This is a genomic window from Janthinobacterium sp. LM6 (assembly GCF_002002885.1).
GTDB lineage: Bacteria > Pseudomonadota > Gammaproteobacteria > Burkholderiales > Burkholderiaceae_D > Janthinobacterium > Janthinobacterium kumbetense.
On sequence record NZ_CP019510.1, the window covers coordinates 2279334 to 2299127 of the forward strand.

The 19794-nt window shown below is 65.6% G+C and carries 17 protein-coding genes; 11 read left to right on the top strand and 6 right to left on the bottom strand.

Annotated features, from left to right (window positions below; all coding sequences use genetic code 11):
- Nucleotides 1-10: 10 nt before the first annotated feature.
- The 3 genes from BZG29_RS10170 to BZG29_RS10180 all read left to right on the top strand — a co-directional run bounded on the left by BZG29_RS10170 (nt 11) and on the right by BZG29_RS10180 (nt 4036).
- Complete coding sequence (locus BZG29_RS10170) at nt 11-928, top strand: AraC family transcriptional regulator (protein ID WP_077401902.1); 918 nt, start codon at nt 11-13, stop codon at nt 926-928.
- 55 nt (nt 929-983) lie between these two features.
- On the top strand, nt 984-1910 hold the full coding sequence (locus tag BZG29_RS10175; protein WP_077401905.1) for an AraC family transcriptional regulator: 927 nt from the start codon (nt 984-986) through the stop codon (nt 1908-1910).
- Between the two features lie 71 nt (nt 1911-1981).
- Nucleotides 1982-4036: an esterase-like activity of phytase family protein gene (locus BZG29_RS10180; protein ID WP_077401908.1), complete on the top strand. Its 2055-nt coding sequence runs from the start codon at nt 1982-1984 to the stop codon at nt 4034-4036.
- A gap of 103 nt (nt 4037-4139) precedes the next feature.
- On the opposite strand, the gene BZG29_RS10185 is transcribed toward BZG29_RS10180, so the two are convergent.
- Nucleotides 4140-6230 (bottom strand): S9 family peptidase, encoded by a 2091-nt coding sequence (locus BZG29_RS10185; protein WP_077401911.1) that lies wholly within the window; start codon nt 6228-6230, stop codon nt 4140-4142.
- 117 nt (nt 6231-6347) lie between these two features.
- Complete coding sequence (locus BZG29_RS10190; RefSeq protein ID WP_077401914.1) at nt 6348-7055, bottom strand: glutathione S-transferase family protein; 708 nt, start codon at nt 7053-7055, stop codon at nt 6348-6350.
- 114 nt (nt 7056-7169) lie between these two features.
- Between BZG29_RS10190 and BZG29_RS10195 the strand changes: the two genes are divergently transcribed.
- From BZG29_RS10195 to BZG29_RS10210, 4 genes are all read left to right on the top strand, one after another.
- Complete coding sequence (locus BZG29_RS10195; RefSeq protein WP_077401918.1) at nt 7170-7535, top strand: helix-turn-helix domain-containing protein; 366 nt, start codon at nt 7170-7172, stop codon at nt 7533-7535.
- A gap of 61 nt (nt 7536-7596) precedes the next feature.
- The gene (locus tag BZG29_RS10200; RefSeq protein ID WP_077401921.1) at nt 7597-8193 is read left to right on the top strand and encodes a hypothetical protein; all 597 of its coding nucleotides are present in this window, start codon (nt 7597-7599) and stop codon (nt 8191-8193) included.
- A gap of 380 nt (nt 8194-8573) precedes the next feature.
- Nucleotides 8574-9800, top strand: coding sequence for an HD-GYP domain-containing protein (locus BZG29_RS10205; RefSeq protein WP_077401924.1), 1227 nt, complete (start codon nt 8574-8576; stop codon nt 9798-9800).
- 145 nt (nt 9801-9945) lie between these two features.
- Nucleotides 9946-11589, top strand: coding sequence for a methyl-accepting chemotaxis protein (locus BZG29_RS10210; protein ID WP_077401928.1), 1644 nt, complete (start codon nt 9946-9948; stop codon nt 11587-11589).
- Here BZG29_RS10210 and BZG29_RS10215 read toward each other — a convergent pair.
- The 4 genes from BZG29_RS10215 to BZG29_RS28740 form a co-directional block, all read right to left on the bottom strand.
- The gene (locus BZG29_RS10215; RefSeq protein WP_150130849.1) at nt 11561-12409 is read right to left on the bottom strand and encodes a DUF2071 domain-containing protein; all 849 of its coding nucleotides are present in this window, start codon (nt 12407-12409) and stop codon (nt 11561-11563) included. The genes BZG29_RS10210 and BZG29_RS10215 overlap by 29 nt on opposite strands.
- Before the next feature lie 171 nt (nt 12410-12580).
- Nucleotides 12581-13363 (bottom strand): 3-hydroxybutyrate dehydrogenase, encoded by a 783-nt coding sequence (locus BZG29_RS10220; protein ID WP_034777971.1) that lies wholly within the window; start codon nt 13361-13363, stop codon nt 12581-12583.
- Nucleotides 13364-13455: 92 nt separating this feature from the next.
- Nucleotides 13456-13896 (bottom strand): helix-turn-helix transcriptional regulator, encoded by a 441-nt coding sequence (locus BZG29_RS28735; RefSeq protein ID WP_366928716.1) that lies wholly within the window; start codon nt 13894-13896, stop codon nt 13456-13458.
- Between the two features lie 3 nt (nt 13897-13899).
- Nucleotides 13900-14529, bottom strand: a complete 630-nt coding sequence (locus BZG29_RS28740; RefSeq protein WP_366928717.1) for an AraC family transcriptional regulator ligand-binding domain-containing protein — start codon at nt 14527-14529, stop codon at nt 13900-13902.
- Between the two features lie 139 nt (nt 14530-14668).
- Between BZG29_RS28740 and BZG29_RS10230 the strand changes: the two genes are divergently transcribed.
- The 4 genes from BZG29_RS10230 to BZG29_RS10245 all read left to right on the top strand — a co-directional run bounded on the left by BZG29_RS10230 (nt 14669) and on the right by BZG29_RS10245 (nt 19791).
- Nucleotides 14669-16279: an FAD-binding oxidoreductase gene (locus BZG29_RS10230; protein ID WP_077409047.1), complete on the top strand. Its 1611-nt coding sequence runs from the start codon at nt 14669-14671 to the stop codon at nt 16277-16279.
- A gap of 23 nt (nt 16280-16302) precedes the next feature.
- Complete coding sequence (locus tag BZG29_RS10235) at nt 16303-17856, top strand: glycerol-3-phosphate dehydrogenase/oxidase (RefSeq protein WP_253192848.1); 1554 nt, start codon at nt 16303-16305, stop codon at nt 17854-17856.
- 123 nt (nt 17857-17979) lie between these two features.
- The gene (locus tag BZG29_RS10240) at nt 17980-18207 is read left to right on the top strand and encodes a hypothetical protein (RefSeq protein WP_077401936.1); all 228 of its coding nucleotides are present in this window, start codon (nt 17980-17982) and stop codon (nt 18205-18207) included.
- Nucleotides 18208-18210: 3 nt separating this feature from the next.
- On the top strand, nt 18211-19791 hold the full coding sequence (locus BZG29_RS10245) for an FGGY-family carbohydrate kinase (protein WP_077401939.1): 1581 nt from the start codon (nt 18211-18213) through the stop codon (nt 19789-19791).
- The last annotated feature ends 3 nt before the right edge of the window (nt 19792-19794 follow it).

Here is a 19794-nt window from a genome sequence, read left to right on the forward strand (position 1 = left end):
AGGGCGCGCCATGCAACGCAAGGCCGAGTATCCGCAACCGCAGATGGAGGTGGAACAGCAGCGCGACGCCACGCCCGGCTTCGAGCCGAAAGGCAGTTTCGGCTTCATCCGCTACCTGGAGCACGGCTTTCCGAATGCGCTGGTGCGCTGGCATTACCACGACGAGTACGAGCTGCACCTGATCGTGGCGACGAGCGGCAAGGTCTTTGTCGGCGACTATATCGGCCAGTTCGCGCCCGGCCACCTGGTGCTGACGGGGCCGCGCGTGCCGCATAACTGGGTCTCGCTCGGCACGCCGCCCGAAGGCGTGGCCCTGCGCGACATGGTGATCCAGTTTTCGCATGCGCCGCTGGCGTCGATGGCGGCCGCCATGCCCGAACTGAAGGATATTTTCCCGCTGCTGCAGCGCGCCCTGCACGGCGTGGAATTCTTTGGCGTCAGCGAACAGTCGCTGCGGCGCTTCCGGCGCATCCGCGACAGCAGCGGCTTGCCGCGCCTGATCGAATTTTTGAGCCTGCTGGGCGAACTGGCGCAGACCAGCGACTACCAGCTGCTGTCGACGGTGCCCATGCAATCGAGCGACGATGACGTGGCCTTGGCGCGCATCAGTTCGGCCATCAACTTCATCGTGCACAATTACAGCAGCCAGTTCTCGCTGAAACAGCTGGCCGAGCAGGTGGACATGCCCGAGCGGACGTTTTCGCGCTTCTTTCGCCACGCCACGGGCAACAGCTTCACGGACTTCGTCAACCGCCTGCGCATCAACAAGGCGTGCCAGCTGCTGATGGAGACGGAGCGCTACGTCAGCAACATCTGCTACGAGGCGGGTTTTAATAATGTGGCCAACTTCAACCGGCGCTTCCTGGAATTGAAGGGCATGACGCCGAAGGAGTTTCGCCAGCAGGCGCTGGGCCGTTTTGGCGAGTGAAGCTTTTTGATGTACATTCGATGGCACGGGCGGGGACAGCCTGAGAGAGACGAGCATGGAACACCTGTGGCACAAGGACAGCGAGCGCAAGGCGCCCGAGCTGGAACGCGAAAGCTACGACGGCATTATCAATTACCTGGAACATGGCTATCCCAGCTCGCGCGTGCGCTGGCACTGTCACGAGGAATATGAACTGCACCTGATCGTTGCCACCAGCGGGCGCTTGTTCGTGGGCGACTATATCGGCGAGTTCTCGCCCGGCCACCTGGTGCTGACGGGTCCGCGCCTGCCGCACAACTGGATTTCCAACGTGATGCCGGAAGGCGGCGTGGCCTTGCGCGACATGATCGTGCAATTCGCCCACGCGCCGCTGGCCGGTGCCGCGCGCGTCATCCCCGAACTGCGCGAACTGTTGCCGCTGCTCGAACGCTCCAGCTATGGCGTGGAGTTTTTCGACATGGGCGCGGAAGCGGAGCGGCACCTGGCGCGCATCCGCGCCACGCATGGCGCCGAGCGTTTCGCCGAATTCGTGCAACTGATGAGCAAACTGGCGCGCACGGCCAACTACCGCTTGCTGTCGAGCGCCTCCCTGCGCTCGTACGACGACGATGCCACCCTGGCCAAGGTCAATTCCGTCCTCAATTACATCACGGAGAATTACCGCGAGCCGATTTCGGCGGAAATGCTGGCCGAGCAGGTGGGCATGTCGCTGAGTAAATTCTCGCGCTTCTTCCGCAAGGCGACGGGCAACAGTTTTACGGATTTCATCAGCCGTTTGCGCATCAACAAGGCGTGCCAGCTGCTGATGGATACCGACCAATACGTGTCGAACGTCTGCTACGACGTGGGCTTCCAGAACGTGGCCAACTTCAACCGCCGCTTCCTGCAGGTGAAGGGCGTCACGCCGAAGGAGTTCCGGCGCCAGGCCGATGGCCGCTTCGGCGGCATCGGCGGGCCCGTGGCGGATATGCCACAGGCCTAGCCGCTGTCATTGCCTTGTCACTTTGAACAGTTACTCTCCACGGCTTCAATCCCACCCTAGCCGAGGAATGCATGAACACTGCTGTAACGTCGATCCCGAAACTGACCCTGCTGGCCATCGCCGCCGGCCTGACCCTGGCCGCGTGCGGCGGCAGCGACAATCCGCCGGCGGAACCTTCCAAGCCCGTGGCGCAGACGGGCGTGTTCCTCGACGGCGCGGTGGAAGGGCTCGATTACGTGGCCGGCAGCGCGGCCAAGGCCAGCACCAATGCCAAGGGCGAATTCATGTGTAATCCGGGCGAGACGGTGGCCTTCAGCGTGGGCGGCCTGGCCCTCGGTTCGGCGCCGTGCGGCGCCGTCGTCACGCCGCTGGCGCTGGCGGCCAGCACGAATGTGGCGGACGACAAGGTCGTCAACCGCCTGCTGGCGCTGCAACTGCTCGACGACGACAGCGATCCGTCGAACGGCATCAGGCTGACGGCCGAAGTGAAGGCGGCGCTGGCCGGCAAGACCCTGGACTTCGCCGCCGCCCCGGCAGCCTTCAACACGGCCCTGGCCGCGCATCTGGCAACGGTGGGCGCAAAATTCGCCGGCCGCACGGTCGATGCGGAGCGCCGCGCCCTCGTGCGCGAGCATTTCGAAGACACCCTGGCTTCGAAAGCGGGCGCGCCCGTCAACGAGGCGCTGACGCAGGCCAATCCGGTCGGTGAGGTGAAAGTGACGGTGACGCGCTACCAGATCCAGGCGGCCGATAAATTCTACGTGCCGTACGAGGGCGCAAACGCCAAGATCAAGGGCGAATTCCCGAACGGCTTCCTGCCGTCGTACGGCTCGGGCCTGGCCTACAAGGGCAAGAATGCGGCCGGCGACCTGGAATTCTATGGCTTGACGGACCGCGGCCCGAACGGCGACGGCCCGCTGGTGCCCGACCCGTCGGGCAAGGGCACCATCGGCAGCAAGATCTTCCCGTCGCCCAGTTTTACCCCGTCGTTTGGCGTGATCACGGTGGGCAAGAACGGCGCCGTGCTGGCATCGAGCACGCCGATCAAGGTGTCGGCCACCGTCAACAGCTCGGGCTTGCCCGTGCCCGTGGGCGCGGTCGGCAATTCGGCCGAGATTCCCGTCATGGATGCGATGAAGTTCGATGCCGCCAGCAAGGCTGTCTTCAACGCGGGCGGTCTCGATTCGGAAGCCATCGTCGTCGATGCCAAGCGCAACGCGCTGTGGGTATCGGACGAATACGGCCCCTTCATCGTCAAGATCGATGCCGCCACGGGCGTGATCCAGGCCAAGTACGAGCCGGGCAAGGGCTTGCCGGCGCTGTTTGCCAAGCGCCGCGCGAACCGCGGCATGGAAGGCATGACCCTCGATGCGAGCAACGACAAGCTGTACGCCTTCCTGCAAAGCCCCTTGAGCGATGGCACGGCCATGTATTCGGTGACGAAGAAGGCGGAGCAGGTGGAGCGCTTCGCCCGCTTCACGCGCTGGATCGAATTCGACCCGGTGACGGGCACCAACGGCAAGATGTATGCGTATCCGCTCAATGCCGCCGACTACCAGGATGGCCGCACGGGCAACGCCAAGCTGGGCGACATGGTGGCGCTGGGCGGCGGCAAGTTCCTCGTCATCGAGCAGGGCGCCGCGCCGTCGGGCAAGGTATTCAATAAACTGATGCTGGTCGAACTGAAAGGCGCCACGGACATTGCGGCCGCCGCCTTCAACGCGACGACGTCCGACCTGGAGAAAAGCAGCATGGGCGGCGCCCCCGTCAATGGCGCCGACTGGGCGGCCGTCACGCCGCTGAAGAAAACCCTGCTGCTGGACTTGAACGCCATCGGCTGGGCGGCGGAAAAGGCCGAAGGCCTGACCCTGATCGACGACTCCACCATCGCGCTGGCCAACGACAATGACTTCGGCCTGAAGACGAAGATCTTTGACGCGAACGGCGTGGAAGTCGATGGCGCCGACGTCACGAAGTGCACGGTCGACGCCAACGGCACCATCGTCACAAGCAGCGCGGCCGGCTGCAACGCGGCCAACACCATCCGCGTGGCGCGCGGCGACGACCGCGAGCGTCCTAGCCGCTTGTGGATCGTGAAGTTCGCCAAGGCGCTCAATACGTATTGATGTAGTTTGACAGACGTAAAAAAGCCGCAGGCGTGAGCTGTGCGGCTAGCGTGGAGCTGGGGTCAGACCCGACGGGTCTGACCCCAGATTTTGCTTTTTTGGTTTACTCTTTTGTATACGTATTCAACCAGTCCAGCACCGTGTGATGCCATAGCAGCGAATTGGCCGGCTTCAGCACCCAGTGGTTTTCATCCGGGAAGACCAGCAGCTTGCTCGGGATGCCGCGGCGCTGCAGCGCCGTGAAGGTGCCCAGCCCTTGCGCCGTGGGGATGCGGAAGTCCAGGTCGCCCTGGACCACCAGCATCGGCGTCTTCCAGTTCTTCACGAAGTTGACGGGGTTGAACTGCTCGTGCCTGGCCGGCGCGTCGTAGTACGGGCCGCCGTTTTCCCACTCGGTGAACCACAGTTCTTCCGTCGCGTAAGCCATGCCGCGGTTGTCGAACACGCCGTCGTGGTTGACCAGGCACTTGAAGCCGTCCGGCCAGTTACCGGCGATCCAGTTCATCATGTAGCCGCCGTACGACGCGCCCAGCGCGCAGCTGCGCTCGCGGTCCAGCCACGGGAACTTCTTGGTGGCCGCTTCCAGGCCCTTCTGCAGGTCGATCAGCGGCTTGCCGCCCCAGTCGCCGCTGATGGAATCCGTGAATTTCTGGCCATAGCCGGTGGAGCCGTGGAAGTCGATGAAGACGGTGGCGTAGCCGGCGCCCGCATACACTTGCGGGTTCCAGCGGTAGCTCCAGCTGTTGCCGAAGCTGCCTTGCGGGCCGCCGTGCACCAAAAAGGCGATGGGATACTTTTCGCCGGCCTTGGCATTCCACGGCTTCATGACGTGGCCGTAGACGGTTTCGCCATCCGCGCCCGCGAACGAGAACTGTTCGTATTCGCCGAAACGCACGTCGGCCAGTGCCGCCGCATTCTGCTTCGTCAGCTGCACCATCGGCGCGTTTTCCGACTTCGCATCGAGCTTGCGCGTGTACAGCTGCGCGCCCGAAGCCAGGTTGGCCTGCGCCAGCACGATGGTATTGCCGCGCACGTCGAAGTCGCCCACGGCGCCCTTGCCCGTCAGTGCGTTGACCTTGCCGCTGGCCGCGTCGATGTGGAACAAGCGGTGCTGGCCCACGTCATCGGCGGCGACGAGGAAAGCCTTGCTGTCCGGCGTCCAGCGGAAGTCGGCCACGGAACGGTCCCAGTCGTCGGCCAGGGTGCGTTTCTTGCCGGTGGCGACATCCATCAGCACCAGATGAAAACGGTCCGCTTCGAAGCCAGGCTTGGTCATGGCGACGTAGGCCAGGGTGCGGCCATCGGGCGACCAGGTGGCTTTCGCATCCCAGGCCGGATTGTCGGCTGTGAGGTTGCGCGGCGCCTGGCCGCCGGCGGCAGGAATCGTGTAGACATCGAAGTTGGTCGACCACGATTCCGTGCGGCCGGCCACGCGCACGGAGAAGGCCACCGTCTTGCCGTCCGGGCTGAAGTGGTATTCGCCATTGTCGCCGAACGGTTTCGAGGGCGCGTCGCCATCGAGGGTGCCGCTCAGGCTCACGGGCGCGGCGCTGACCTTGCCCGTGGCGTCGATCGGCGCCGAGTACAGCGCGTTGCGGCGGCCGTCGGCCCAGGTATCCCAGTGGCGCACGAACATCTGGTCGTAGACCATGCCGCTGGCCTTGTTTTTCGCTTTTTCATCGAGGCGTTTTTTCGTGCAGGCGAGGTCCGCGCAATCGAGGAAGACGCCCATGCTGAAGGCCAGGCGGTCGCCCTGCGGCGACAAACGGTAGGTGTCGACGTCCAGCGGCAGGTCGGTGACCTTGGCCGCTTCGCCGCCGTTCAGGGGCAGCTGCCACACTTGCGAGGAGCCGGAACGGCTTGAGAGGAAGTAGATGGCGTCGCCGTTCGGCGACCATTGCGGGTCACTGGCGCTCGCTTCGCCGCGCGTGAGCTGGCGCGGCGCCGCGTTCGGCGCGCGCAGGTCGATCAGCCACAGCTGCGTGTTGCCGCGGTTCTTGTCCAGGTTGGTGGTGCGCACCGTGTAGACGACGCGCGTGGCATCCGGCGACAGCACGGGGCTACCCACGCGCTCCATGGCAACCATGTCTTCCACGGTGAAACCGCGCGGCGCGGCCAGCGCCGGTTCTGCAGCAACGGCGGTGGTGGCCATGGCGGCACTGAATGCTCCCAAGAGCAGCAGACGTAAACTCATTCAAACTCCCGATTCTTATGACGACGTTATCGATATGGTATTGATGTGGCCGGCTGTACCGCCGGCGCCCGACATCATAGCAATAAAGACGCGCCTGCTGCGGGAGTTGACCGCCGGTTAGCCGGCCGGCAGTGCCAGTTGGTCGAGCGCCACGTGGCCCAGGAAGCCGCCGTGGCTGGTGGCCGGCAAGCCGTCCTCGATGGCATGGGCAAAGCGGATGCCGGGGTCCTGTTCCAGCGCGGCCAGCACGCGCGCCGTGTCCGGATAGTCTGCCAGGCGCGCCAGCTGCAGCGGTTCGGCCCAGCGCGCCGTGGCGGCCAGGTAAGCGTCGGCGGTGGTGGGGGCGGCATCGGAAGCCAGCCAGGCGCGGCCGGCGAGCAGGCGTTCCAGGTGCGCCAGGCTTTTATTCACCTTCTCGACGGCCATCTCGCGCCAGACGGCCGCGCGCGCGTCGGTTTCCGGCGCGCGCGATGCCTGGAAGGCGGGCATGAAGGCCGCGTGGAAGGTCGTGTGCAAAAACGAGAGCACGCTGTTCAGGCGGTCGTACTGCGGCGTGCCCTGCGCAAAGCCCAGGCCGCTATTGGGCGCGCGCGCTGCGATATGCAGCAGGATCGCCATGCTTTCCAGCAGCGGCGTACCCGCGTGCGTGAGCAGGGCCGGCGTCTGGCTTAGCGGATTGATGGCGAGAAAGGCGGGATGCTGCTTGCTGGCCGGGTCGCGCGCTTCCACTCGGGCAAGTTGGTACGGCAGGCCGCTCCATTCGAGGGCGGCGATGGCGGCGAACGAGCAGCCGAACGGCACGCTGTAGATCAGGGTGGTTTCCATGCTGGAGCTCCGGTAAGAGGAAAGAAGGGCAGTCTAATCGTGATGGTTACTATTTGGAAGAAGGCAGAATAATGTGGTATAGGTACATTTTTTATACTAAGTGGGAAGCCAACCATGAAAGACAATGTCTCCGGCTGCGCCGTGGAAGAGGCCATGCGATTGCTGGGCGGGCGCTGGCGCATCGTGCTGCTCAGCTATCTGATGGCAGGGCCGAAGCGCTTCAGCGAAATCCGCCGCGCCGTGCCGAATATCTCGCAGCGCATGCTGACCCTGGACTTGCGCGCGCTGGAAGAGGCGGGCTTGCTGACGCGTACGGTCTATGCGGAAGTGCCCGTCAAAGTGGAATACCGGCTGACGGACGAGGGCTTGCGCTTGCGCGAGCTGGTCGAGATGCTGCGCGCCATCGGCTTGCGCCTGCGCGGACAGGCGGACGCGGGCGGCGCCTTTCTCGCGCCCGATGCCGACGATCATTCTCAATAGAAACAACTGTCTTTATGCAAAGTGCTAGACTGCGGGCCTTTCATCACTACTCTCGACACCCATGCGCCTGACTTCCCTCGCCCTGACCGCCGTCGCCCTGTTTGCCGCCTTGCCGGCCCAGGCTGCCACCATGCCGACGCTCGAACAAATCCACGCCGCCGTGCAGGTGGGCGTGGCCAAGACCCGGGCCAAAATGCAATCGACTGTGACGGTACCGATCGCCGTCAAGGTCACCAGCTTGACCGGCTGCCAGGATTCGCAGGAAGTGCCGGGCGAAGTGGTGTGCCTGGTCGCCATGAGCGCGGGCATGCGCGATGCTTTCATGGTGCTGCCGCTGCGTAACGAGAACGGTACCTGGGTGGGCGTCGAGCGCAAGGACGCCAAGTTCGCGGGACCGTCGCCGGCCGAGGCGCAAGCGATGATACGCGCCTGGGCCAAGGAAGAAGTGGCGCGCAATCCGGAAGCGGCCAAGGATGTGCAGATGCAGGAAGCGCAGAGCACCATGCAGGTCAAGGCCGTCAACGAGTGCGACGTCAAGCGCAAGACGGGCTATCTGGTCTGCGATACGGAATTGAGCGTGCCGAGCCGTCCGGAAGGCATCAAGACGGAACTGACCTTCATGCTGGAAAACGCCAACTGGCGCTACGTACCGCGCTAAGCCGCCGGCCGGCACGCTGTTCGCGCATCCGCCTGATATTTCTCCTGCCATGGCGCCAGCATCTCTTCGGGATGCCTGGCGCCGGCACACTTCCCTCCCGTACCCCATTGCCGTATGGCAGCGCATGACGCCGCTGGCAGGCCTGCGCCGCCATCCTCGGCAGGATGCATGCCATTCCTCAAATTTGATATGGTTTAATCGATATATTTGTTTATTAATCATTACTTAATAATGAATGAGATAGAATTGGTGATTATTGTTGTATTTATTGCGATTTTGGCATATTAAGTAAATATTCGGTTTAATCGTTATTTTTTTGGCGTATGATATTGATAATGCGCAAGTAAATGTGCCGCGATCCGAATGTCTGGAGAACCGTCGTGCTGAAAAAAATAACGAGTAGTGAACTGGTGCTGGGAATGTATGTCGAGCGCCTGGGCCGTTCCTGGCTCGATACCCCTTTCTGGACGCGCTCCTTCCTGCTCGAGTCGCCGGCCGACCTGGAGCGTATCCGCGCGGCGCGCTTGAGCGAAGTGTGGATCGACGTGGCGCGCGGGCGGGCGCCGGCAGTGGCCGTTCCCGTTACCGTGCCGCCTGTCGTAGCCGCGCCGGCAGCCGATGGCGGCCTCGTCCGGAGTGCGGCGCCGCCCATGTCGCGCGACGACGAACTGGCGCACGCCCGGCGCCTGATCGAACGTTCGCGCCAGGCCGTGCAGACGATGTTCGACGAGGTGCGCATGGGCAAGGCCTTGTCTGCGGCGCAAGCCTATGAGCTGGTCGACGATATTGCCGCTTCGGTCCTGCGCGGCGGCAATGTGCTGCTGGGCCTGGCGCGCCTGAAAACCGCCGACAACTACACGTATATGCATTCGGTGGCCGTGTGCGCGCTGATGACGGCGCTGGCCAGGGAGCTGGGCCTGGTGCCCGAGCAGGTGCGCTCGGCCGGCCTGGCGGGCTTGCTGCACGATATCGGCAAGATGGCCGTGCCGTCCGCCATCCTCAACAAGCCGGGCAGCCTGAGCGAGGCGGAATTTTCCTCCGTGCGCGCCCACCCGGCCGCCGGCCACCGCATGCTGCAGGAGGTGGGCGAGATCGATCCGGTGGCGCTCGACGTGTGCCTGCACCACCATGAAAAACTCGATGGCAGCGGTTACCCCAATGGTTTGTGTGGCGAGGAAATCAGCCTGTTTGCGCGCATGGGCGCCATTTGCGACGTGTACGACGCGATCACTTCGAACCGGCCATACAAGCAGGGCTGGTGCCCGGCCGATTCGCTGCGCCGCATGGCCGGCTGGCGCGGCGGACACCTGGACGCGCAGCTGTTCGCCGCCTTCGTCAAATGCCTGGGCATCTATCCGCTGGGCACCCTGGTGCGGCTGCAATCGGAACGCCTGGCCGTGGTGGTGGGACAGACGCCGGGCAAGCCGCTGACCGCGCCCACCGTGCGCGTCTTCTTTTCCATCCGCGCCGGCACCTGCATCGCCCCGGCCGTCATCGACCTGGCCGCGCCGGGTTGCCAGGAGCGGATTGTTTCCACGGAAAGCGCTAGCCAGTGGCGTTTGCAGGACGTCGACCGTTACTGGGCCGGCGAAGCCGCCATGGCATGACGGCTGGCACGGCTGTAATAAAGTGCATTTTGTTAATAATAAAATATTAAAATAAGGGTGCCAGTGCCGTGTCCGCTTTCCTGGCTGGCGCCCGTTCCTTGTCCGCATACCCGTCACCGTACGGGCTACCTCTGAGGATGTGACCATGCGACTCAACCTTCCCGTCAGCGATACCGAAATCAACCTGAGCGATACCGAGACCATCGTCTCGACTACCGACTTGCAAGGCAATATCACCTATGCCAACCCGTATTTCATCGCCGTCAGCGGTTATAGCGCGGAAGAATTGATCGGCGCGCCGCAGAACATCCTCCGGCATCCGGACATGCCGGTCGAAGCGTTCGCCGATTTCTGGGTCACCATCCGCTCGGGGCGCTCGTGGAGCGGCATGGTGAAAAACCGCTGCAAGAATGGCGATTACTACTGGGTGCTGGCGAATGTGACGCCGGTGGTGGAAGACGGCGTGGCCGTCGGTTACATGTCCGTGCGCACCAAGCCCACGCGCCAGCAGGTGGCGCAGGCCTCGGCCCTGTACGCGCGCATCAAGGCGGGGCAGGCCGACGGCATCGTTATCAGCCAGGGCGCGGCCGTGCGCACGGACTGGCTGGCCAGGTTCGCGCGCCTGCGCGATATGGCCCTGGGCAAACGCATTGCCTGGAATCTGGGTTCGTTGTCCCTGCTGTTGCTGCTGCAGCTGGGCTGGGATGCGGGCTTGCTGCCGGAGGCGGCCCACGGCTGGCTGACGGGCCTGTCCGTGGCCGCCTTGTGCCTGACCCTGTATTTCTGGCATGCCTTGCACAAGGTGGTGCTGCAGCCGCTGCAGCGGGCGCGCCAGGCGTGCGACGTGATGGCTGGCGGCGACTTGACGGGCGAGCTCGACACCACGCGGCGCGACGAGATGGGGCAACTGCTGCGCTCTCTGCGCCAGTTGCGCGTGAACCTGCATTCCATCGTCGGCGATGTGCGCGGCAATTTCTTGCGCATCAGCATGGCCAGCCAGGAAATCGCCGCCGGCAATATGGACTTGTCGGGCCGCACGGAAGCGCAGGCGTCGGCCCTGCAGCAGACGGCGTCGAGCATGGAGCAGCTGGCGGCGACGGTGCAGCAAAACAGCGGCAACGCCGTGCAGGCCAGCGACATGGCGGGCAAGGTCCACGGCCTGGCCGGGCGCGGCGGCGAGATCGTCGGCCAGATGGTGAGCATGATGGCCGATATTGACGCCTCTTCGAAGAAGATCGGCGAAATTACGGGCATTATCGAAGGCATCGCCTTCCAGACGAATATCCTGGCCCTGAACGCGGCCGTGGAAGCGGCGCGCGCCGGCGACCAGGGGCGGGGCTTTGCCGTGGTGGCGGGCGAAGTGCGCAGCCTGGCCCATCGCAGCGCGGCGGCGGCCACGGAAATCAAGCAATTGATCACGGCGTCGTTGGCGCAGGTGCAGGCGGGCGCGAAGCTGGCGCAGCAGGCGGGCGCCAGCAGCGCCGAAATGCTGGGCGCCGTGCAGGGCGTGCACGGCATCATGGAAGAGATCGCCTCCGCTTCACGCGAGCAAAGCCACGGCATCGGGCAAGTCAACATGGCCGTCACGCAGATGGATGAAGTCACGCAGCAGAACGCGGCGCTGGTGGAGGAATCGGCGGCCGCCTCGGCCTCGCTGCAAGACCAGACCTTGCAGCTGGAGCAGGCGATGGCCCTGTTCAAGCTGGAACGGCGGCGCGGCGGTCCGGCCACACCCCTGCGCGCGCCCGAGCGCCGCCGCGCTACAGCAGGTGCTCTGACAGCGCCTTGAAGGAAACCTTGCGCACGAGAAAGGCAAACGGCGTTGACAGGGGCGGCAACTGCCCCAGCAAGCCGCAGTCGGCGCGCAAGGCTGTCAGCGCTTGTACTTGATCCAGATCAACGGGTAAGTCGATTTCACCGAAGACCAGCTTGCCGTTGCGCGGCACGTGCGCAATGGCCGCATCCTGGCAGGCGAGGAAGGCGACAGCGTCGCGCCAGTTGCCGAACAGCGCTTGCCAGCCGGCATCGAGGATATGGTCGGTCACGATGTCCGCCTGCACGTCCAGCGATGGCGCGCTGCCGGCGCCGCTGGCAATGCTGCAGCGCGCTTGCGCGGCCGTGACGTCCAGCGTCATGCCGGCGGCCAGGTGGGTCGGCAGGATGTCGCTGAACAGCCGCGTGCCCAGCACATGCGGCAAGCTGTCCATGATGTTTTTCAGAAAGTACACGCAGGGTACGTCCGGCGCGCCCGCTGGCGTGTGGTCCAGATATACACGCCAGTTGCTTTGCAACGGAGACGGCAGCAGGCGGCGCAAGGGACCGAGCAGGGCCGGGCCGAAGTGTCCGTGACGGTAGGTCAGCACGGTAAATGGCGTTTTGCCGTCGCGTTGCCACAGGGTCGCGCCGGCGGGCAGCAGTTGCTGCGCGGCAGCGGCGTCGACCAGCCAGCTCACGTAGACGACGTCGCGCACGTCGCTGTGCAGGGGCAGGAAGGGCAGGCGGGACATGATCGCCTGGCGCAGGTTGGCAAAGCGCGTGGAATTGGCGAGCGCGGCAAACAGGCGCCCCGGCCAGCCCGCGCGCGGGTGGCGGTAAGTGTTGTCTTGCAATTGGGAACTTTCGGGAAAGGCGCGGAGGGTTGATACGCTAACGCTGCAACGCCCGTCCACATCATCGCGAGCGGCAGCGATGTGTGGCCGAGACGCGCAGCTGTGCTGGAGCACAGCGAGCATCGCAGGCCGCACAGGGCGCCGAGCAGCCGATGTGGGCGGGCGTCACTATTATTGCATGTGCCAGCCGTGGCTCACGACGATGGATTGGCCGCTCAGGGCGTTCGACGGGAAGGCGGCCAGGAACACGGCCGTTTGCGCCACGTCCTGCGTGGTGGTGAATTCGCCGTCGATGGTGTCTTTCAGCATGACTTTCTTGATCACGTCTTCCTCGCTGATGTTCAGCTGGGCCGCCTGTTCGGGGATTTGCTTGTCGACCAGCGGCGTGCGCACGAAGCCGGGGCAGATGACGTTGGCGCGGATGCCATCCTTGGCGCCTTCCTTGGCCACCACCTTGGCCAGGCCCAGCAAGCCGTGCTTGGCAGCAACGTAGGCGCTCTTGAACGGCGAGCCTTCGTGCGAGTGCACGGAACCCATGTAGATGATGGCGCCGCCGCGGCCCGCCTTGATCATTTCGCGCATGCAGGCGCGCGTGGTGAGGAAGGCGCCGTCCATGTGAATGGCCAGCATCTTTTTCCATTGATCGAACGGGTAGTCGACGACGGGGCTGATGATCTGGATGCCCGCATTGCTGATCAGGATATCGATGCCGCCGAAGTGGGCGGCGGCATCCGCCACGCCCTTGTCCACCTGTTCTTCGCTGGAGACATCCATGGCGACGGCAAACGCCTGGCCGCCCGACTGCTTGATTTCCTCGGCCGTCTTGCTGGCCGCTTCCAGGGCCAGGTCGGCGATGACGACCTTGGCGCCTTGTTTCGCGTATTCGATGGCCATTTCCTTGCCGATACCACTGGCGGCGCCGGTAATCAGTGCGACTTTGTCTTTGAGTTGCATATTAATCCTTTGCATTGCGGGTTGGAGTGATCGTGGAAAACCTGACTATGCCAGTATAGCCAGAAAACGCGCCGCGCATGCCCCGCGCACGCCTATGGGGCTTGCTGCCGGTCAAGCTGCCTCTCTTGCATTTCCTGCAAGCGCCAGGCGCCGGGATTGGTGCCCGCCCAGGTGCGAAACGCATGATTGAACGCGCTTTGTTCCTGGTAGCCAAGCAGGAAGGCGATGTCGACCAGCGACAAATCCGGCGCGCGCAGATAATCGCGTGCCAGGCCGTACCTGGCCTGGTCCAGCAGGGCCTGGAAGCTGGTGCCCGCGTCGGCCAGCTTGCGCTGCAGGGTGCGCGGCGTGACCGCCAGTGCGGCGGCAACGGTGGCCAGCCGAGCAGAACCCTGGCGCAAGCCCGCCACGATGGCCGCGTGGACTTGCGCGTCGATGCCGCCGCCAGTGTCGGTTTCAGCCTGGCGTTGCGCCAGCAGCTGTTCCGCATGCTGGCACAGCACGGGGTACAGGCTGACGTCCGCGTTCGGCACGGGCTAGTCCAGCAACTGCGCATCGAAGGTGGCCGTGTTGGCGGGGGCGTTGAAGGCGGGCAGGCTGCCCAGCACGCGCACGTATTCGTCGCGGTGCGCCGCGTGGCGCAGCAGGTCGCCGCCGCCATCGTGCGTGAACGCCAGGCTGGCCGGCGGCAGCGGCATGCCCGCCAGCCAGTCGCCGCAGACGCGGATGCCGGCAAAGACGCTGTCGACCAGGTGCCGGCTGGCGCCCGGATAATTGCTGGCCCAGCGGTAATGCGCGACGGCGCCGTCGCGCTGCAGGGTCGAGCGGCCCAGGTCGTGCGCCAGCCGTTCATAGCGGGCCGTCTGTTCCAGTGCCTGGCCCACGTTGCTGCAACTGAGCAATATCAAACCGTAGGCGCTGTAGGTGCCCATGCGCACGCGCTGGCCCACGTGCAGGCCGAAATGCGCATCGCCCGCCAGTTGCGCGCCCGCATCGAGCAGGCGCACGTAGTCGCGCGCGGCCAGGCTGGCTGCGGACGCTTCCATGCTGTGCGGCGCTACGCCGGCCGCCTGCGCCAGGGCGGCAACGGGGATGCCGTGCGCGCTGGCCGTTTCCAGCAGCGGCTGCAGGTAGGCGCCGGCGACCCGGCCGTCAGTGCTTGTCATGATGGAACAATGCGATTGTCATGAAAAACCAATACCCTTCGTCTGTGGCGGCATATGCTATTGATCTAGCAAGAAAATCAGGCAAGAACAGTATAGCAAGCCGCCGTGGCGCGCAACTGGCCGAACACAGGGGATGTCGATGCAACGCTGGAATGGCTGGGGAGACGAGAGCATCACGTATGCGCTGAGCGAGGACGCGCTGACCTTCCTGGGCGAGCGCCTGGGGCCGGGCAGCGGCATCGTCGACGCCACCTTTGACGACGCCTGCGCGCGGGTGCCCGCTTCGCGCCTGGCGCCGCATCCGCTGATCGACACCCTGCCTGCCACGCGCGTGCGCCATGCGCTCGGCCAAAGCCTGCCCGACTGGTTTAAATTACGCCATGGCCGCATCGGCGCGGTGCCCGATGGCGTGGCCTTTCCCGACAGCGCGCTGCAGGTGCGCCAGCTGCTCGACTACGCGCGCCAGGCGTGCGTGGCCGTGATACCGCATGGCGGCGGCACCAGCGTGGCCGGGCATTTGACGGTGGCGGCGGGGCCGCGCCCCGTGCTGTCGATCAATCTCTCCCACCTGTGCGCACTGGGCCACCTGGACCGCGAGGCGCAGCTGGCCACGTTCGGCGCGGGCGTGTATGGTCCCGACCTGGAAGCGCAGTTGCGCGCGCATGGCTATACCCTGGGCCACTATCCGCAGTCGTTCGAGTATTCGACGCTGGGCGGCTGGATCGCCACGCGCTCGTCGGGCCAGCAATCGCTGCGCTATGGCCGCATCGAGCAGCTGTTCGCGGGCGGCGAAGTGGAAACGCCGGCCGGCACCTTGACGATTCCCACCTTTCCCGCTTCGGCGGCCGGCATCGACCTGCGCGAAGTGGTGCTTGGCTCCGAAGGGCGGCTGGGCATCCTGACGCAGGCGACGGTGCGCGTCTCGCCGCTGCCCCCTTATGAAGCGTTCCACGCCGTGTTTTTCGCCGACTGGGGTCAGGCGCAAGCAGCCGTGCGGGCGCTGGCCCAGTCGCGCCTGCCCCTGTGCATGCTGCGCCTGTCGAATGCGCTCGAAACGCAGACCATGCTGACCCTGGCTGGGCACAAGAAGCTGGTGGGACTGCTGGAGCGCTATCTGTCGCTGCGCGGCTGCGGCGAAGGCAAGTGCATGCTGATGCTGGGCGTCAGCGGCGAGGCCGGGCCGGCGCGCGCGGCACTGCGCGGCGCCCTGGCGCTGGCGCGGCGGCACAAGGGCGTGCATGTGGGACGCCACATGGGAGATAAATGGAAGCAGGGGCGCTTTCGCAACGTCTACCTGCGCAACGGCGCGTGGGAACATGGCTACGTCATCGACACGGTGGAAACGGCCGTCGACTGGCCGCGCGTGGCGCCCATGATGGCGGCGCTGGAGCAGGCGGGCACCAAAGCGCTGGCGCGGCACGGCGAGCAGGTGCACGCGTACACGCATTTGTCGCACGTGTACGCGCAGGGCGCCAGCGTCTACACCACATATGTATACCGGCTGGCGCCCACCTTTGAGGAAAACATGGCGCGCTGGCGTGCCTTGAAAGACGCGGCCTGCGCCGCCATCGTCGCCAACGGCGGCACCATCAGCCACCAGCATGGCGTGGGCACGGACCACGCACCCTGGCTGATGGCGGAAAAGGGAGAGCTGGGCATCGCCGCCATGCGCGCGCTGCTGCGCCAGTTCGACCCGCAGGGCATGATGAATCCCGGCAAACTGCTGCCCGAAGCGGGAGGCGGCTTGTGAACGCGGCCCGGCGCAGGGCGGATTTGCCTGACGTCCTGGCGCGCGAGTGGGATATCTTGATCGTCGGCGGCGGCATCACGGGCGCCGGCATCCTGCTGGAAGCGGCGCGGCGCGGCTTGACGGCGCTGCTGGTGGAGCAGCGCGATTTCGCCTGGGGCACGTCGAGCCGTTCCTCGAAGCTGGTGCACGGCGGCTTGCGCTACCTCAAGCAGGGACAGTTCGCGCTGACGCGCGAATCGGTGCATGAGCGGCAAGCCTTGCTGACGGATGCGGCGGGGCTGGTCGAGCCGCAGGGGTTTGCCTTCGGCGATTACGCGGGCCGCAAGCCGGGCCGGCGCCAGTTCATGCTGGGCCTGGCCATCTATGACGTGATGGCGGGCCGGCGCGCGCGCCGCTATGTCGACGCCTCTGACTTTGCCATGCTGGCGCCGCATGTCAACCGCGATGGCCTGCGGGGCGGCATGCTGTACCAGGACGCCAAGACGGATGACGCGCGCCTGGTGCTGCGCGTGCTGCAGGAGGCGCGCCGCCATGGCGGCGTGGCCGTCAATTACCTGGGCGTGGCATCGCTGCTGCGCGAAGATGGCAAGGTTGCCGGCGCCACCTTGAACGATGCGGTCGATGGCAGGGCACTCGCTGTGCGCGCGCACTTGGTGATCAGCGCCACGGGCGCCTGGGCCGACGGCTTGCGCGGCCAGGTGGGAGAGCGGCCGAAACTGCGGCCCCTGCGCGGCAGCCACCTGCTGCTGCCGGCCTGGCGTTTGCCGCTGGCGCAAGCCGTCAGCCTGATGCACCCGCAGGACGGCCGCCCCGTGTTTGCCTATCCGTGGGAGGGCGTGACCCTGGTGGGCACCACCGATGTCGACCACGGCGCCAGCCTGGAACTGGAGCCGGCCATCACGCGCGGCGAACTCGATTATCTGCTGGCGGCGCTGCGCTGGCAGTTCCCGCAGCTGGCGCTGGGCGAAGACGACGTGCTGGCTACCTTTGCCGGCGTGCGCCCCGTGATCGACAGCGGCCAGCTTGACCCGTCGAAGGAAGCGCGCGAACATGCGCTATGGCTGGAAAACGGCTTGCTGACGGTGGCGGGCGGAAAATTGACGACGTTCCGCGTGATCGCCCTCGATGCCTTGCGCCGCGCCGCACCACTGCTGCCGGGCTGGCAGGCGGATTTGCGTCCCTTGCCCATCTTTGACCCAACGCCGCCCCTGTCGGGCAAGGCGTTGGCGCTCGATGGCGAGCAGCGCGCGCGCCTGCTGGGGCGTCATGGCGCGGCCGCGCAAGCGCTGTGCGACGCGGCGCACGAGGGCGAACTGGCACCGGTTCCCGGCACGCAGACTTTATGGGCGCAGCTGCGCTGGGGCGCGCGCAGCGAGGACGTACAGCACCTGGACGACCTGCTGCTGCGGCGCACGCGCCTCGGTTTGCAGCTGGCCGGCGGCGCGCTTGCTATCATGCCGCGCCTGCGCGCCATCTGCCAGCATGAACTGGGCTGGGACGATGCGCGCTGGGAGGAAGAGCAGCAGCGCTACCTGGCCCTGTGGCGCCGCCATTACAGCGTGCCGCAGGGCGATTGAAAAAACATAAAAAATAAACAAGAGGAGAGCATTATCGAAACTACCCTGTTTGGCCAGCCCCTGGCGCTGGGCGACGCCCGCATCACCTACGACAGCCTGTCGCCGCTGGACTTGTGCCAGCCCGTGGCCGCCCTTGTCGACGACCTGGGAGAAGACCTGCTGCAAATCACCTGCGCGAATGGTTGCATCGTCGACGTGGGCTGGTATCCGGCCTGGAACGAAGAGGGGAGATTACGCGTGGTGGCCGTGCACGGCCAGGATTGGGAAGCGCCCGTGTTCAGCGCGCTGCCGGACAAGGATCCGCAGGCGCTGCTGCAGGCGCTGCGCGCCGCGCTGGCCAGCGTGGCCTGAGCCATGACCTGCGCAGCGGGCGACGGCCCGTACATCCTCTCCATCGATAATGGCACGCAAAGCGTGCGCGCGCTGTTGTTCGACCGGGATGGCAAGCTGGCGGCCAAGGCGCAAGTCTTCCTGGAAGCGTATTACTCGGACCACCCCGGCTGGGCCGAGCATGACGCCGAAGGCTACTGGCAAGCCGTATGCGAAGCGTGCCAGCAGCTGTGGCGCGGCACCGTCATTGAAAAATCGTCGGTGGCCGGTGTGGCCGTCACCACGCAGCGCGGCACGGTGGTCAACGTGGATGAACATGGCGCACCGTTACGGCCCGCCATCACCTGGCTGGACCAGCGCAGCACGCGCGACATTCCCCGGCTGGCGCCATGGTGGCGCGCCGCCTTCCGCGCCACGCGTCTCGACGGCACGATTCGCTACTTCCGCCGCGAGGCCGAGATCAACTGGATCAGCGCGCACCAGCCCGACATCTGGCGCCGCACGCACAAATTCCTGCTGCTGTCGGGCTTCCTGAACCACCGACTCTGCGGAAAGTATATCGATTCGACGGGCTCGCAAGTGGCGTATATCCCGTTCGACTACAAGCGCCACGCCTGGGCCGGGCGCTTCGACTGGAAATGGCAGGCGCTGGCGATTCGACGCTCGATGCTGCCCGAGCTGGTGACGCCGGGCACGCGCATGGGCGCCATCACGGCCGCGGCGGCCGCGGCGACGGGCATCCCGGAGGGCACGCCCTTGCTGGCGGCCGCCGCCGACAAGGCGTGCGAGGTGCTGGGCGCCGGCTGCGTCGAACCGCACGTGGCGTGCCTCAGCTACGGCACCACGGCCACCATCAACACGACCAACCGCAAATACGTGGAAGTGACGCGTTTCATTCCGCCGTATCCGGCCGCCATGCCGGGCGCCTACAGCACGGAAGTGCAGATATTCCGCGGCTACTGGATGGTCAACTGGTTCAAGGAGCAGTTCGGCGACCGCGAACGGGCGGCGGCGGCCGAGGATGGCACGGGCTTGTCCGCCGAGGCGCTGTTCGACCACCTGGTCGAGGCCGTGCCGCCCGGCTCCATGGGCCTGATGCTGCAGCCGTACTGGAGTCCCGGCATCAAGGTGCCGGGGCCGGAAGCGAAGGGCGCCATGATCGGCTTTGGCGACGTGCACACGCGCGCGCACATCTATCGCGCCATCCTCGAAGGTCTCGCGTATGCGCTGCGCGAAGGCAAGGAGCGCATCGAGCAGCGCAGCGGCATCGCCATCACGGAGCTGCGCATCGCCGGCGGCGGCTCGCAGAGCGACGCCGCTATGCAGCTGACCGCCGATATCTTCGGCCTGCCCGCCGCGCGCGCCCACGTGTATGAAAGCTCGGGCCTGGGCGCGGCCATCGCCGCCAGCGTGGGCCTGGGCTGGCATGCGGACTTTCCCGCCGCCGTGCAGGCGATGACGCGCAAGGGCAAGGTGTTCCAGCCGGATCCCGGGCACAGCAAGGTCTATGACAAACTGTACCGGCGCGTGTACCGCAAGATGTATGCGCGGCTGCAGCCCCTGTACCGCGAAATCGCCGACATCACCGGCTATCCTGAGAAGTGACCG